This window comes from Bacillus sp. BB081 (assembly GCF_008368895.1).
Classification (GTDB): Bacteria; Bacillota; Bacilli; order Bacillales; family Bacillaceae_G; genus Bacillus_A; species Bacillus_A wiedmannii.
On sequence record NZ_QOZX01000099.1, the window covers coordinates 1 to 12,582 of the forward strand.

15 protein-coding genes and 1 pseudogene are annotated in these 12,582 nt (G+C 30.9%); 13 read left to right on the forward strand and 3 right to left on the reverse strand.

The window, feature by feature from the left end:
- Nucleotides 1-216: 216 nt before the first annotated feature.
- Both DN394_RS29900 and DN394_RS27080 read left to right on the forward strand, forming a co-directional pair.
- Nucleotides 217-336 carry a DUF6877 family protein gene (locus DN394_RS29900; RefSeq protein WP_327963028.1) on the forward strand — a complete coding sequence of 40 codons (120 nt, stop codon included), beginning with the start codon at nt 217-219 and terminating at the stop codon, nt 334-336.
- Nucleotides 337-389: 53 nt separating this feature from the next.
- Nucleotides 390-599: a hypothetical protein gene (locus DN394_RS27080; RefSeq protein ID WP_052760572.1), complete on the forward strand. Its 210-nt coding sequence runs from the start codon at nt 390-392 to the stop codon at nt 597-599.
- Between the two features lie 498 nt (nt 600-1,097).
- Here the strand turns inward: DN394_RS27080 and DN394_RS27085 are convergent, their stop codons facing one another.
- Nucleotides 1,098-1,382: a DUF4183 domain-containing protein gene (locus DN394_RS27085; protein ID WP_001123250.1), complete on the reverse strand. Its 285-nt coding sequence runs from the start codon at nt 1,380-1,382 to the stop codon at nt 1,098-1,100.
- Nucleotides 1,383-1,694: 312 nt separating this feature from the next.
- Here DN394_RS27085 and DN394_RS29625 point away from each other — a divergent pair, with 312 nt between their 5' ends.
- From DN394_RS29625 to DN394_RS27105, 6 genes and pseudogenes are all read left to right on the forward strand, one after another.
- Nucleotides 1,695-1,826 (forward strand): hypothetical protein, encoded by a 132-nt coding sequence (locus tag DN394_RS29625; protein ID WP_255258669.1) that lies wholly within the window; start codon nt 1,695-1,697, stop codon nt 1,824-1,826.
- A gap of 217 nt (nt 1,827-2,043) precedes the next feature.
- Nucleotides 2,044-2,640 carry a hypothetical protein gene (locus DN394_RS27090; protein WP_000122593.1) on the forward strand — a complete coding sequence of 199 codons (597 nt, stop codon included), beginning with the start codon at nt 2,044-2,046 and terminating at the stop codon, nt 2,638-2,640.
- 554 nt (nt 2,641-3,194) lie between these two features.
- A complete protein-coding gene (locus DN394_RS29140) occupies nt 3,195-3,347 on the forward strand; it encodes a hypothetical protein (RefSeq protein WP_157639288.1) in 153 nt (50 codons plus the stop codon).
- Nucleotides 3,348-3,567: 220 nt separating this feature from the next.
- A complete protein-coding gene (locus DN394_RS27095) occupies nt 3,568-3,771 on the forward strand; it encodes a hypothetical protein (RefSeq protein WP_079998406.1) in 204 nt (67 codons plus the stop codon).
- A gap of 691 nt (nt 3,772-4,462) precedes the next feature.
- Complete coding sequence (locus DN394_RS27100) at nt 4,463-4,687, forward strand: hypothetical protein (protein WP_000390479.1); 225 nt, start codon at nt 4,463-4,465, stop codon at nt 4,685-4,687.
- 75 nt (nt 4,688-4,762) lie between these two features.
- Nucleotides 4,763-4,909: pseudogene (locus DN394_RS27105) on the forward strand (phage holin family protein); the annotation flags it as partial.
- Between the two features lie 100 nt (nt 4,910-5,009).
- Here DN394_RS27105 and DN394_RS27110 read toward each other — a convergent pair.
- Nucleotides 5,010-5,510 carry a YxiF family protein gene (locus DN394_RS27110; protein WP_098149955.1) on the reverse strand — a complete coding sequence of 167 codons (501 nt, stop codon included), beginning with the start codon at nt 5,508-5,510 and terminating at the stop codon, nt 5,010-5,012.
- A gap of 483 nt (nt 5,511-5,993) precedes the next feature.
- On the opposite strand from DN394_RS27110, the gene DN394_RS27120 reads away from it, so the two are divergent.
- From DN394_RS27120 to DN394_RS27135, 4 genes are all read left to right on the forward strand, one after another.
- Nucleotides 5,994-8,381, forward strand: coding sequence for an RNaseH domain-containing protein (locus tag DN394_RS27120; protein WP_098149956.1), 2,388 nt, complete (start codon nt 5,994-5,996; stop codon nt 8,379-8,381).
- Nucleotides 8,382-8,589: 208 nt separating this feature from the next.
- On the forward strand, nt 8,590-9,363 hold the full coding sequence (locus DN394_RS27125) for a DUF3959 family protein (RefSeq protein ID WP_098149958.1): 774 nt from the start codon (nt 8,590-8,592) through the stop codon (nt 9,361-9,363).
- 145 nt (nt 9,364-9,508) lie between these two features.
- On the forward strand, nt 9,509-9,925 hold the full coding sequence (locus tag DN394_RS27130; RefSeq protein WP_098149959.1) for a DUF3995 domain-containing protein: 417 nt from the start codon (nt 9,509-9,511) through the stop codon (nt 9,923-9,925).
- Nucleotides 9,926-10,235: 310 nt separating this feature from the next.
- A complete protein-coding gene (locus tag DN394_RS27135; protein ID WP_098149960.1) occupies nt 10,236-10,715 on the forward strand; it encodes a homoserine dehydrogenase in 480 nt (159 codons plus the stop codon).
- Between the two features lie 719 nt (nt 10,716-11,434).
- Here the strand turns inward: DN394_RS27135 and DN394_RS27140 are convergent.
- Nucleotides 11,435-11,626, reverse strand: coding sequence for a hypothetical protein (locus DN394_RS27140; RefSeq protein ID WP_149294425.1), 192 nt, complete (start codon nt 11,624-11,626; stop codon nt 11,435-11,437).
- Nucleotides 11,627-12,247: 621 nt separating this feature from the next.
- Between DN394_RS27140 and DN394_RS27145 the strand changes: the two genes are divergently transcribed.
- Nucleotides 12,248-12,451, forward strand: a complete 204-nt coding sequence (locus tag DN394_RS27145; protein WP_016087715.1) for a hypothetical protein — start codon at nt 12,248-12,250, stop codon at nt 12,449-12,451.
- Nucleotides 12,452-12,582 lie beyond the last annotated feature (131 nt).

Below are 12,582 nucleotides of genomic sequence, written 5' to 3' on the forward strand. Positions count from 1 at the left end.
ATTTTATAGGGTACAGTTCATAGATATATAGTAGTTTATTTATATTTACAATTCAGTAGCTTTGAAAGTTCATTATTTTTAGTAAAGATTTCACTTGGTCACAAATAAAAGAGCAGCTAGCAAAAGCTAACTGCTTTTATAAGAAAATCGGAGAAAGATAACCATGTGTCTAAAGTATTGACGGAATTTTGAGTTTTATTCAGGAGAGAGAAAGAAATGACATATTTAGAGCAAATAAATAAGCTTTCTTCACAATTACCTTTAGTAGTTCTTCAAGATATTCATAATCATGTAAGAGATTGGTTGGCAAGTGGTGGAGAAGAAAATGATTCGTAAATTGGTCAGAAATTACGATTTGCAGAAAATTATCTAAAGGCGAGAGGGACAGAATGAAATGCAAACATAAGTGGATTGACATGGAAGATGGAACAAATGACAAGTTCTGTGTGAAATGTAGCCAAAAGGTGAAACAAATGCAAATTGCATTACCTATAAGTATTTCTATTAGCGTTAGTGCAGCTTTACCAATGGCGAGGGAGAAAATGACTATTAACTCATATGGGAGTTTACAAGAATTTTATAAAGATGAAGGAGTTTAATAAAGAAAGAGGATTCGGAATTCAACCCTTGGGAAATGCAACAAAATAGTTATTTTAATAAAAGAAACCCCGATTGTTTGCGGGGCTTCTAAGGGTAATCGTCAAGTAATGAGGTAATCGACTAATTAACCATATCATGAGTTTTTTTGTAAATGTGTCCGAATAGATAAGGTCATCATTTTGAACAAAAACGCTATTTTATAAAAAAAGAGAAGCGCTTAATCAAGACGCTCCTCTTAATGCCAATATACAATAACTATTCCATTATAATGTATAAGCGTAAAATATTTAACAATTAGCTATGTGGTAAAAATTTCATTTTGTATTAGTTTAAAACTAAAAAAGAGCACCATATAAGTGCTCTTTTCAAGAGTGAGTATAAATACCAATCATCCTATAATAGTATATGCACCGCATTATGTAGTTGCTACTAAAATTAACTTCATTTTTTAAAATTAGAGGTTTCTTTTAATGAAACCTCTAAAAAGATAACTAAATTTACGTTATTGTAAATTCGATTGCGATAGGAGTTCCTCCATCTAGGACAGCTCCTCCTACAATAGTAGCAGCTGTAGTAGTCACACCAGTAATAGTATCCCCTGTTTGAATAACGCCATTAATATAAAGTGTTAAAAAAGCATAAGAAGCAGGGAATGTTGTTACAGCACCAGTGTCATCAGTGAAGTCTGTGTTAGCAAAAGTTAAATCTGCTCCAGCGACAGTCCCTGTTGCTGCTGTACTTACAAATCGTCTTCCAGCTATAAAGGGCTTAACGATAGGCATTTATGTTCACCTCTTTTTTGAGAATAAACTCAGACAAGTTTTTTGAAAGTCTTGTCCTGTATTTTATTCTATGTTGTGCTTCTTTTAAAAGATACGGCTTGTATACTAGTAAAAAAGTATAATTATTATGTGTTTAATAGATGCTGTATAAATTTAAACAAAATAATTCGTTTATAAGTGAGTAGATCGAACGGAGGGCATCGTTCTTTTTCCTAAAATGAAAGGTGACGAAAAGAATCATGAGATACGTGTTAAACAAATTGAACGGACGTTGTAACATCTCTTGATGAAGAGGAACGTAGGATAATTGAAATGAAGTACTTAGGGAATCGAAAGGTTAAAGATTCGTTTGTGTACAACGAATTAATGATAAAGCGTGATCCGTTTTATCAGAAAGAAAAAAGTGATATTCAGTTGATAGCTACAGCTGTGGGGATTATATAAACTTAGTTTTGAGGTATCGGAAATGGGATTCTAATATTTTGTAATGTTGTATAGATTGGTTAAGATGAGGTTGTTCTGCTTTACATGTTATATTATTTCCCTGCCCTGCCAATTGGTAGGGTTTTTTAATTCTATTAAAAATAATAATAGCTCGTCCAAACCTTTTAAATCTATCTTACATAGTATGTAGTAATAAATTTAAAAGGGGGAAACTAGTATGTCTTATTCCTACTATGATCATTGTAAGGATAACAAAAAGAAATATCATGATTGTCATAAAAGTAGTAAGAGTTATGACAAATGTGATAAAAAACATGATGAAAAGCCTTGGGTTAATGTAAAAGTGAATTGTTGTTCAGATGATAACCAATACAATCTTGTAAGAGCGTCTGCTTTTAGAGCTGTGAGCACAGTTAATCAGAATGTGCCAGCAAATACTTTTGTAAAAGTCTTATTCCAAAATGAACAATTTGATTTAGCAAATGAATATAACCCTGCAACATCCATTTTTATACCAAAGACAAGAGGTGTTTATTCTGTTATTGGAACAATTGCGTTCATTCCCAATAATCTAAACGTAAACTATAGAGCGCGGGTAGAAATTCGAGTTAATGGAAATCCAGCAATTGCAATAGATAATGATTTTTTTGGTCCAATAAACTTTGCTAATGTTGTTGCCGTTTCATCAATAATTCAATTGAATGCTGGGGATGTAGTCGAGGTTTTTGCACAAAGTAGCGTAGCTGGAGTTATCTCTACTGTAGAAAATAGTACGCATTTTGAAGCTGCAAGATTTCCGTCTCCAACAGAATAAGTGATATGAAATCCATCAGTAATCTTATCTAAGTAAAGTCACTAATTTATATTTGACCTGCATAAATGCAGGTCCTTTTTTCGATAAAAAGGGGACGTTTCCGGGGATTTCTCAAAACAGAATCAATATTACTCTATATCTATACAGTTCTTTGAAAGAAGAATAGTGTGGGGATAGCGTAGCCCCTTTATCAAAACGTTACCGGAGAACGGGCAAGGGCGGTAAGAATCCGCAAGAAGGACGAAAAGACCAATTGAATTTATATAGTCAGCCACGATGTGTGAGTGTCGTGGCTTTTGTGTTTCTTATTGAGCCTGGTATATTTGCTGGGTTGATTGGTGATATAAACGTTTGATATACAGGTGCTTTAATTATATATAGGGGATTGCTCTTTTTCGTTTGCCCCTTTACATATATTGAAGAGTGTAGGACAGGCTCACTCGCTTGTATCTACCTTATTTCAATACTCATAAGAAACTCTTTATCACATTAAGAGCATCTACTGGCGCAGGTGCTCTCTTTTTATTGAACAAAATGGGGGAGGGTTGTTATAAATGATAGGGCTTAATCCACTCCATGAATGGTGGAAGATGAGTAGTTACACAAAATGGTATCACTACTTCTGGTTGACGCCAATAATTGCAGTGTTTCTCGGAATAGCTTGGGTAGTTTTAACAATCGTTGATTCTGTTTTATTTAAGAAATAGGAATGATGCCGAATGATAAGACCAATATCAATTATCGTAGACGCTGCCATGATCTGGTTGGCGTCTTGTTTGTTGTTAAGGAAAGATAAGGGGCGAGATAGACTTGCAAATTGGAATATTATTAGTGTAAAACAAAAAACATAGGCTAGTAAACAAGCTGTTTTCAACTTTTATTCATAGAATATAATGAATTCTATTTTTAGAGGAGGGAATCATATCTATGGGATGCAACAATAATTTTGGACATTCTCGAGATTGTAATAGATTTTGGGATGATTTAGTATTTTGCGGATGCGGTCGTAGACGCAGAAGAAACGATTTTAACGACTGTCATTGTAGACGTGACTGCGATTGTGATGAGTGTCGTCGCAGACGTAATCATGACCGTGATCGTGATGATCGTCGAGATTGTCGAGATTGGTAAAGTCTTTTAAAAGAGTGCATATCTTTATAGCACTCTTTTTTATTAAGATTTTTAATACTTAATAATTTGAAAGGCACAGTCTCAATTGGATTTAGCGTTTAACAAAACAAACGAACGAAAAAGAAAAGCAAGAATCAAATGATTCCTGCTAGGTGGAGATATAAGATAGATAATCCGATAGTGCTAATAAATTCTGGTGAAATGTAAAAATCTGATTTAAATCCGTTTGGTGTTTTGATTTTAAGGTTCATGTCCCGACCGTGATAAAGTATTTGGCTTAGTTACATAAAATAGAAGATATGAGTAAGTGAAGAAACGGCATAAAAAGAAGCGTAATTCGTCAAAGGAACATAATGATCCATTACCATCAAGTTAAGAAATTTATTGTTTCCGATTAATAGTAACGTTTTTATGTGATTGTTATTGATTTTAAAAAATAAAAAATCGCCTTATTTAAAGGCGATTCATAATTTATTTATAAGAGATTACATTAATAAACAACAAGATAGCAACGTTAGAAGAGTTAGTTTGAAAATTAATAAATGAGAAATCAGAGCAGCCGTAAGCTGTTTTTATTTTGCACAAAATACGGATTTTGTATGGGATTTCCTGCGATAAATTCACCATGAATAAGGTTGTCTCATATCATGTAAAGATTGCTTTATTAAGATGATAAAAGGATGTGAACGTATTGGAAGATGTTTATGTGAAAATTGATAGTTTAAAAGCAGAACAAAAAGAAATCATGCGAGATATTCGTAATTTAGAAACCCGCACAACAATTAATGAGAAAGACATAGCAACAATTAATAAGCAATTAGAAAAGATTAGCATGAATACAACTTGGATTTTGCGAATTATTATTAGCGCAATCACTATGTCAGTTTTGGGTTTAATATTAAAAGGGATGATTTAAAATATAAAAATAAAAGTACTTATTAAGAGAGGGACAAGCATCTCTCTTTTTTTATTATAAATAAGGAGTGAAAAGATGGATCGTATCGATGTATTACTGAAAGCATTTATAGTTTTATTCGGTGGCTTCTGCGGATACTTTTTGGGAGGACGGAATACAACGTTGAAAGTTCTTGTTATTTTGGCAGCAATTGACTATATTACCGGTGTATTCGCAGCAGGTATCCCAATTCCTTCTAATTAATTATTTTTAGATGCAAGCCAATTGTTTTCATCCAATAGGATTTGATTTACATAATCTGAAGTTGGATTATTTTCGCAATTTAGATTTTCGTTATTCCCCACATACTGAATTCATAATGATATTCTGTTCTTTCGATACATACGCCGAATTCTAAATCATCACCAACTAATACAAAATCGGTATACCCAGTTAGAAATCTTGATATGGTTGATAACTCTTCTAAATTATCGAATACTTCAGCAATGTTTAGCTTAACTGCTTCAATTTTACCACCCTTAGAGAAAAAGAGTCTCCCTTGCTTAAGTGGAAATTGAATAGTTTTAGCTGTTTCTTTTAACAGCGCTATTGATAGTCTTCTGTTTTCTTCATAATCAGTGCTACCAAAATTTTTTATGTTTGAATTTTGTTCTAGCGTATTAAATAATTCTTTACAAAATAAATCATTAGATTCTGCATCCATAAATGAGTCCATAGAAATCGTAACAATATTAGTAAGTTCGTCTATCAGTTCTTTTCTACTAGCGTTTCTTTTTGTTTTCATTTTTAGAATTTCGATTCGGCTTTTATTCATATTACTCAAATTTTTTCACACCTTTAGTTTCTTAATGTTTTCCTTTTTTCCAGTGGTCTTCCTTTTTCATCATCTGCAGTATGGAAATGGGAACCTCTTCCCATTTTATCTTCTCTATGCTCAATTATATATACTTATTCATTCTTAATATTAGAATAGTGGCCAGTGAATACAGAGGCGGAAAAGGTAATAGGATAGTGAAAAGAGGTTTTGATATACATATGTATGGTCAATACTTCTTTTATAATCTTTTGTAAAATTATTGTAAATCCCAAATACAATACGCAACATATACTGTATAATTCGAATGTAATATAATCGCGATTTATAAGGGGGCTATGTATGATAATTTCTTTTAACTTTTATAAGAGTCATGTCATTAATATGTAAGTCAGATAAGCGGTATTTGTTATTCTTTTAGATAATTAGATTATGTGATAATACTTTAGTTTTTTGTGATTAAGAAAAACGAAGAAAGGAAGTAATCATTTTATGGAAAAATTAAAGTTATTAACATTTGAAAATATAGTAGAACCTCTTTTAAACGAAAGCGTATCATTTATATATTTTCCTATTGAATGGCTCGATATTGTAGAGATACATTATAAGACATTTTTATTAACGAATAAGTTGAAACGATTGAATGAAAGATTATATGATATGTTTTCTGATATATTATTTATTCAGCATAATCCGTATGTATTAAATGAAAATACACCATGGATTGTATGTAAAGAACCTATTAGAAAAGAACAGCTCGATTATATTTTCCAAAGTTGGTATGAGGTTATTCATGATTGGAAACCTAATAAATTAATAGAATCACCAAAATATGAATGGCATTACGATTTAATTTGTAATTTAACAGTACTACATGATAATCAAATATATTCTAAGTGGGTACCCGCTTTAATTTCCCATATTTTTTGTGAACGTCCTATACAATTAGAAAACATAAACGAAGAAGACATATACTTTTCTCCTCTTAGATCACAAAATATTTGTGAGGCTATGTCAGAGCCTATTAAAGATGAAAAAACACAAGATTATTTCGCATATGTATATCGGTTCGAATGTATCACGCGCGGAGGCGAAAATATTCCATTATTAAATGTTTCAATAGGAATTCGGAGGTTTTATCAAGAATATAACCATCCAGATATTCCTTTGCTATTAAGACGTAAACGGGGCATGATATTGGTTTCTACTCCAGAATTAGCATCGAATAATAAGAAATTACGGTTTGTAAAACTAAAAGTACAACAAGCTACAAACGGCATAAAATGGATTAAGATATTTAGAAATTTAAAAGATAATTTTCGTATAGGTGGAGAAGTTGAATTAGAGCATATTCTTCAATATCCGAAAGATTATATGCTAGGAACAAATATTAGGGTGTTACTTCCATATAATGAGAGAATATATAAAGTTCAAGGTACTAAAATAAAACCTGGTATAAAAGTAAAGGAAAGAGAGTATCTATTTAAAGGGTTTCAGCAAAAATTCTCTTATTTCACATTACTACCAGAATGTAAAAAGATAGCAACAAATAATGAAAATGAATTATTCCCTTTAATTGCACCAAAAGGATTAGAGACTATAACGTTAGAAATATGGTCTGAAAAAATATCGTTGGAAGTTGAACAAGCGTTATTTGAAAGTGAAATTGTGTTAGCTCAAATCGGTGAGTCGTTATATGTATTAAATGCAGATACTCCAGTATTGTTAAAAATAGTAAGATATAATATTGAAAAAGTATTACAAAATCCATATAAAATGCAATATTGCCAGAAATACAAAACAAATTTAGTAGAGGATGCTATGAAAGCGATTTATGCTACTGCAGGTGAGCGCAATGATGCGACATTGGCGTTAATCGCAATGGAAAATTGTGATGGGCGTGAAAAAATTGATCCAAAGCAAATCGTTAGAGAAGGGTTTGCACGAACTAACCGTATTTCAGCATTTATTAATTTATTTATTGGCCAAAGTGTATCTCGTAAAACAATTATTAATTGTATCCTTAGTTTATTAGAACAAAAAGGATTTTTGAAACGTAGTTGGAATAAGATAAATTTACCTTGTACATATGTTAATTTATCAATTGAGCGAATCTCGAAATTTGATTTCTTACCTATTTTTTCACAAATAAAAGGAAAAGAAGTTTCATATAAATTATATGGGAATACAGAGTGGCAAACGATTGATCGCTTATTATTAAATATAAATAAATATAATACCTTTTTACCGCAACCTTCAAAAAGAAATGATATGGGAATTCAATTTAAACAATTTGTTTTTGAAACATTAAAGGGAATTTTACAACGTGCAAAAGAGAAAAATGAGCAAGTGTATTTCATTGTAGATGCGAATTTAAGAAAATATTGGATAAAAGAGTTACAAAATAAAAAAATTGATGTAGATATTTTACCGGAGATTGTTCCTGATGAGCTAAAGGTTCCTAATTTAAACGTAATAAGAATAAATACAGCTTTTGATACACCAAAATACGGTGTGATAGAACGTGATGGTGTTCCTGAGGGTACAAGTTTATATGTAGATCAAAAAGGGATGTATTATAGCACTGGTGAATATTCGTTTAATGGTAGTGAAACATTGCAACGATACATACTTGAAATTTTACCGTTAGGTGTAAAAGCTGTAGAAAGGAATTATATTGCCAAAATGATACATTACATGTGCTGTAATTCAAGTATGCTTATGGAAAAGGATGTACACATGCCGTATTCCATGCATATGGCGAAAGTAATAAAAAGCTACATGACTGATATAGATGCAAGAGAGTTTAAAGAGTTTGATGATGAACTAGATGTAGATATAATTAATATAGAAAAGAAAGATTCAATTATTCTACTTTAAATAAGAGTAGACAAATCCTGCTCATTATATCGGTCAGGATTTGTCATTTTCCCATGTAAATAAGGATATCTTTTGTCATGTATCTGTTCTTTTACGTATTTACTTTATTTCCATACAGGATTAAGATGTTTTTTAGAAATAAAAAACTACATCATTTGGGAAAGCAATATGAATTGATTCAAAAGAAATTTGAAAGGAATGAGGAATTGTGAAGAAATTAGATGTACTATTAATGCTATTGAGCGGCCTCTTTCCAGTTGCAGGAATTATAAAGCAAATCCCACTAGAACAGTCTTTATATATTGGAGGCCTTTTGTTTTTTACTAGTTTTGGTAGTTATTTTGCGAAAAAAATATATTCACGCATATGTAGCTGGATAGCGTATGCTCCATTTATAACACTACTGTTAGTCATTTGGCATCAAGATATTTCAATAAGTTCAATAATAGCGAATGCGAAAATTGCCGCATGTGTCGCTTTAATTCCGTGTCTATTCCGTTTTCGTACATATGGACTTACATTCGGTTTAATCTCATTATGGGCCGCTTTACTATGGGATATTAAAGAAGTACAGTCATTAGTCATACTTGAACGTATGTCGAGTTTAATGACGAGCCATTACTTGTATATTCTCCTTTTAATTGGGGGACTTATATTAGGTGGGTTACTTGCAATGTTATTGCACCGAAAAGAGGAAGATAATAATAAAGAAAATATTAATCTATTTAAACAAAAAAAGAAAAGAAAAAGACTATTATTTAAGATTCGTCTTCCAAGATTACCTAAATTTAAGGTGAAGTTATTTAAGTTTGGTGGAAAAGTATCAAAACGAAAAACACCAGAAAAAATACGTGAGCATAATTACGAAGAACCAGCTCCAGCTGCAACATATGAAACGCCAGAGCAAATACATCAATATAAAGAAGGTACTGTTCAAGGACAAACGAGGATGGAACGTCATAGAAACAGGCATAATGCATAAGGAATTTCAGTAAACCCTTTAATGATTTATCATTGAATTGATGAATTATTAAAGGGTTTTATATGTAATTAAATATAGATTGCTAATAAGGAATTCATAGCATAATCTAAAGTTGAGGACTTAAATAAAATAATGGGAGGACAAAATGCTTATTATTACATATTTTGCCGTCTGCATATTATTCTTAGTTAGCTTTTTACATGTTTACTGGGCTTTTGGAGGTAAGTGGGCGACGGATAGTGTCATTCCAAAAAAATCTGGAGAAAAGGCGTTTACACCAGGTTTAGGAGTGACATTGTTTATTGCGTTATTATTAATTATGGCAGCAATGATTTTATTGCAACAAACAAATATAGTTCATTTTGCATTTCCTAATATTATTGTTCAAATGGGATCCTGGGTTTGTATGGTTGTTTTTTTCATAAGAGTAATTGGTGAGTTTCGTTATTTTGGTATTTTTAAACGCGAAAAAGATACGCATTTTGCTAGAATGGATACTGTTTTATTTATACCACTTTGTGCATTTCTATCTTTATCCTTCTTATTAGCAATTTTAACGTAAATATATGGGTATTAAATAAGTGGCCTCTGTGCAATCAGAAGCCGCTTATTTTGTGTGGTTACATTTTATTGCAAAAATATAACCAACAATATTTTAATACTGTATTACAAAGTAAAGAGATGTATACAACTCTAATTAAGAGAATGGATTGCTTCTAGTTGGTAAGTAGTGAAAAAATTATTACAATAATGTAAGGTTTATGTAATGATAATCGATAGTAAATTAAAGTGTTTGAGTGTATTTTTAATATGGTTTAAAAGTACTGTTTATCTATAAGGATAAATAATATTTAATTAGGAAGTGTAATTAAATGATTGAGATTAAATCTATTATCCATTCATACAAACTAAAGAGAAGAATAGCTAGGGATTTATACGGCACCAGGGATGAATTGACGATATTATTAAATGAATTTAATAATATGAAATGTACAGTTGTATCTGAAAAAAAGGAAAATAGTATGCTAACTCGTTTACAATTAATTTATCAAAATATGAACTTAGATAAACAATTTCCTCTTCCCCTTGCTTTAAATAACAAGTTTTTGGAGCGATTAGAAAATGAATCTCTTCAAACTATTGAGGGGTGTATATCGTCTCTGCATTTAATGTTAGATATAAATTATGAGAAAATTAAACATTATGGATCCAGCACAAGTAGGTCATTTGTTCCATTATCGCAATCTTCTATTTGTCTTGCTGATTGTATTTGTTTAACAGGATTTGTATTAGGAGTACTAGGAACAGTGACATTTGGAGGATTAATAGTATCTGTATGTTCGCTTACATAAAGAAAAAAGAACACTCACTTAAGGTGTTCTTTTTTCTTTATTTAGAAGAGCTTCTGAGATAGGAGACGTGGATTCAAATGTATAAGTTCATTTGAATCGTGTTGTGTAACTTAAAAAGGAAAATATCAGAAAATGCTTATTTTGAATGAACATAAACATCGGCTATTTTGGATCCGTATTAGAATGATTAGAATTGGTCGGAAAATGTCGTGTGAAATGTAAATAAAAAAGGACAAGCAGTCGTATCTGCTGTCCTTTAAAGGAGAAAAGTCTTTTGATTAAGAACTACGAATAACAGAAAAACTGCTTGTAATTAGTTTTACCCTAAATATACATGTCTATACAAAAAAAGGGATAAGTAAAAAATACTTATCCCAGGAAGGGAAATCCAAAACACCAAAATGGCTTGCATTGGTATGCAGGTACAAAAGTAGTATATGTAAAATGAAAAATCTCATACAAAACAGACAAGCCAAAGTGTTGTTTGCTAGAGAATCTAATGAATGAGCCAACTTTTCACTCTCCTTTTCCCATGTCAAGAAGATCAAAAATTGAAGGATCTACCTGCTTTCAGTGGAATGTATCTATTACGGTGTATATGAAATTATTCAGTTAATCAGTGAAGAAAAAGGCGAGAGAAGATAATAAATAGTACACAATTACGCGGAATATAAAAGGGACATAACTGAAAGGAAAGAAGTGGGATATACTTTTGGGTTCTATGAATGATGCATTTTCTTCATTTTCTTTGTCCCCAAAATACAACTAATAATTGCGAGTAATGCATTTGAAGAAATGAAATTTACGGTCCAATAAATTCCTGTTCCAGCAATTAAATCGATAATAATAAATTTTTTAGTTGTCGAACCTTTTACTACATAAAAAACAAATTGATTGTTATTGTTATTCAATGTTATCACATCCCCTATCTTTTTTTAATATATGACAAGGCATGCTTGTTCTAGTCTTAATATTAATAAACCAATAAGACTTAGCAGAAGCTAATAAAGCAATTATAAATAAAGGATAATTATTGGAAGTTACATTCTTAACTCCAGTGAAAAGAGTTCAAAATTATAATTTTTCCTGTGTTACTGATAAAATATTATATTTTACTTAAGGGTTTATGCGAAAAATTTGATAAAAAATTCTTTAATTAATAGTATAATTCCAAGCAGAAACAAGACTTCAATAGAGAACCAAAACATACTTTTTTGAGGCTTTTTAAATTCCATAATAATAGATGAAAACAAAAAAATAGCAATAAGTATGATAATTAAGAGGCGAATTATATCAGCCATTAATAACACTCCTAATATGTAATCAATACTATTATATAACTCTTTCTAAAGATGTAGAATGATAGAAACGTTTGATTGTAATTTTAATAAAAAGAATAAGAGGTGTATATTGGCTGTTTTTCTTAAAGTCATTTTAAACGTGTTATGGGATGTGATAAGCCATACTTTAATAAAAAAGGATGTAAGCGCATTCTTATCGAATTATAGATAATTAAGAGAGGCGGTGACACTATGAAGTATGTAAAAGTCAGTATGAATGGTGGAAGTGAGCACAAATTCTCAATGACTTTAGAACGATTTGAAGAACTTATTACTACAGAGAAAGGGTTATTAGAAAATAAATTAGTTTGTATTGAAAATGTAATGATTAATCCTACTAATATATCTTCTGTAGTTGAAAAAATTGGTGTACCGGCTAAGTTTATGGAAGCTTAAAAGTGTGTACATAAAAAACATCCATGGGGATGTTTTTTTATTTATTAATAGGATAATTGTACAATGGATATTTGAGTAGGATTTTTAGTGATACTTCATATGTGCACAATAAAATAAGTACAAGCATATAT

Excerpts from the sequence above, each read along its gene's own strand:
- DN394_RS29900 (WP_327963028.1), top strand. The coding sequence starts at position 217 with ATGACATATTTAGAGCAAATAAATAAGCTTTCTTCACAATTACCTTTA.
- DN394_RS27080 (WP_052760572.1), top strand. The coding sequence starts at position 390 with ATGAAATGCAAACATAAGTGGATTGACATGGAAGATGGAACAAATGAC.
- DN394_RS27085 (WP_001123250.1), bottom strand. The coding sequence starts at position 1,382 with ATGCCTATCGTTAAGCCCTTTATAGCTGGAAGACGATTTGTAAGTACA.
- DN394_RS29625 (WP_255258669.1), top strand. The coding sequence starts at position 1,695 with ATGAAGTACTTAGGGAATCGAAAGGTTAAAGATTCGTTTGTGTACAAC.
- DN394_RS27090 (WP_000122593.1), top strand. The coding sequence starts at position 2,044 with ATGTCTTATTCCTACTATGATCATTGTAAGGATAACAAAAAGAAATAT.
- DN394_RS29140 (WP_157639288.1), top strand. The coding sequence starts at position 3,195 with ATGATAGGGCTTAATCCACTCCATGAATGGTGGAAGATGAGTAGTTAC.
- DN394_RS27095 (WP_079998406.1), top strand. The coding sequence starts at position 3,568 with ATGGGATGCAACAATAATTTTGGACATTCTCGAGATTGTAATAGATTT.
- DN394_RS27120 (WP_098149956.1), top strand. The coding sequence starts at position 5,994 with ATGGAAAAATTAAAGTTATTAACATTTGAAAATATAGTAGAACCTCTT.
- DN394_RS27130 (WP_098149959.1), top strand. The coding sequence starts at position 9,509 with ATGCTTATTATTACATATTTTGCCGTCTGCATATTATTCTTAGTTAGC.
- DN394_RS27135 (WP_098149960.1), top strand. The coding sequence starts at position 10,236 with ATGATTGAGATTAAATCTATTATCCATTCATACAAACTAAAGAGAAGA.
- DN394_RS27145 (WP_016087715.1), top strand. The coding sequence starts at position 12,248 with ATGAAGTATGTAAAAGTCAGTATGAATGGTGGAAGTGAGCACAAATTC.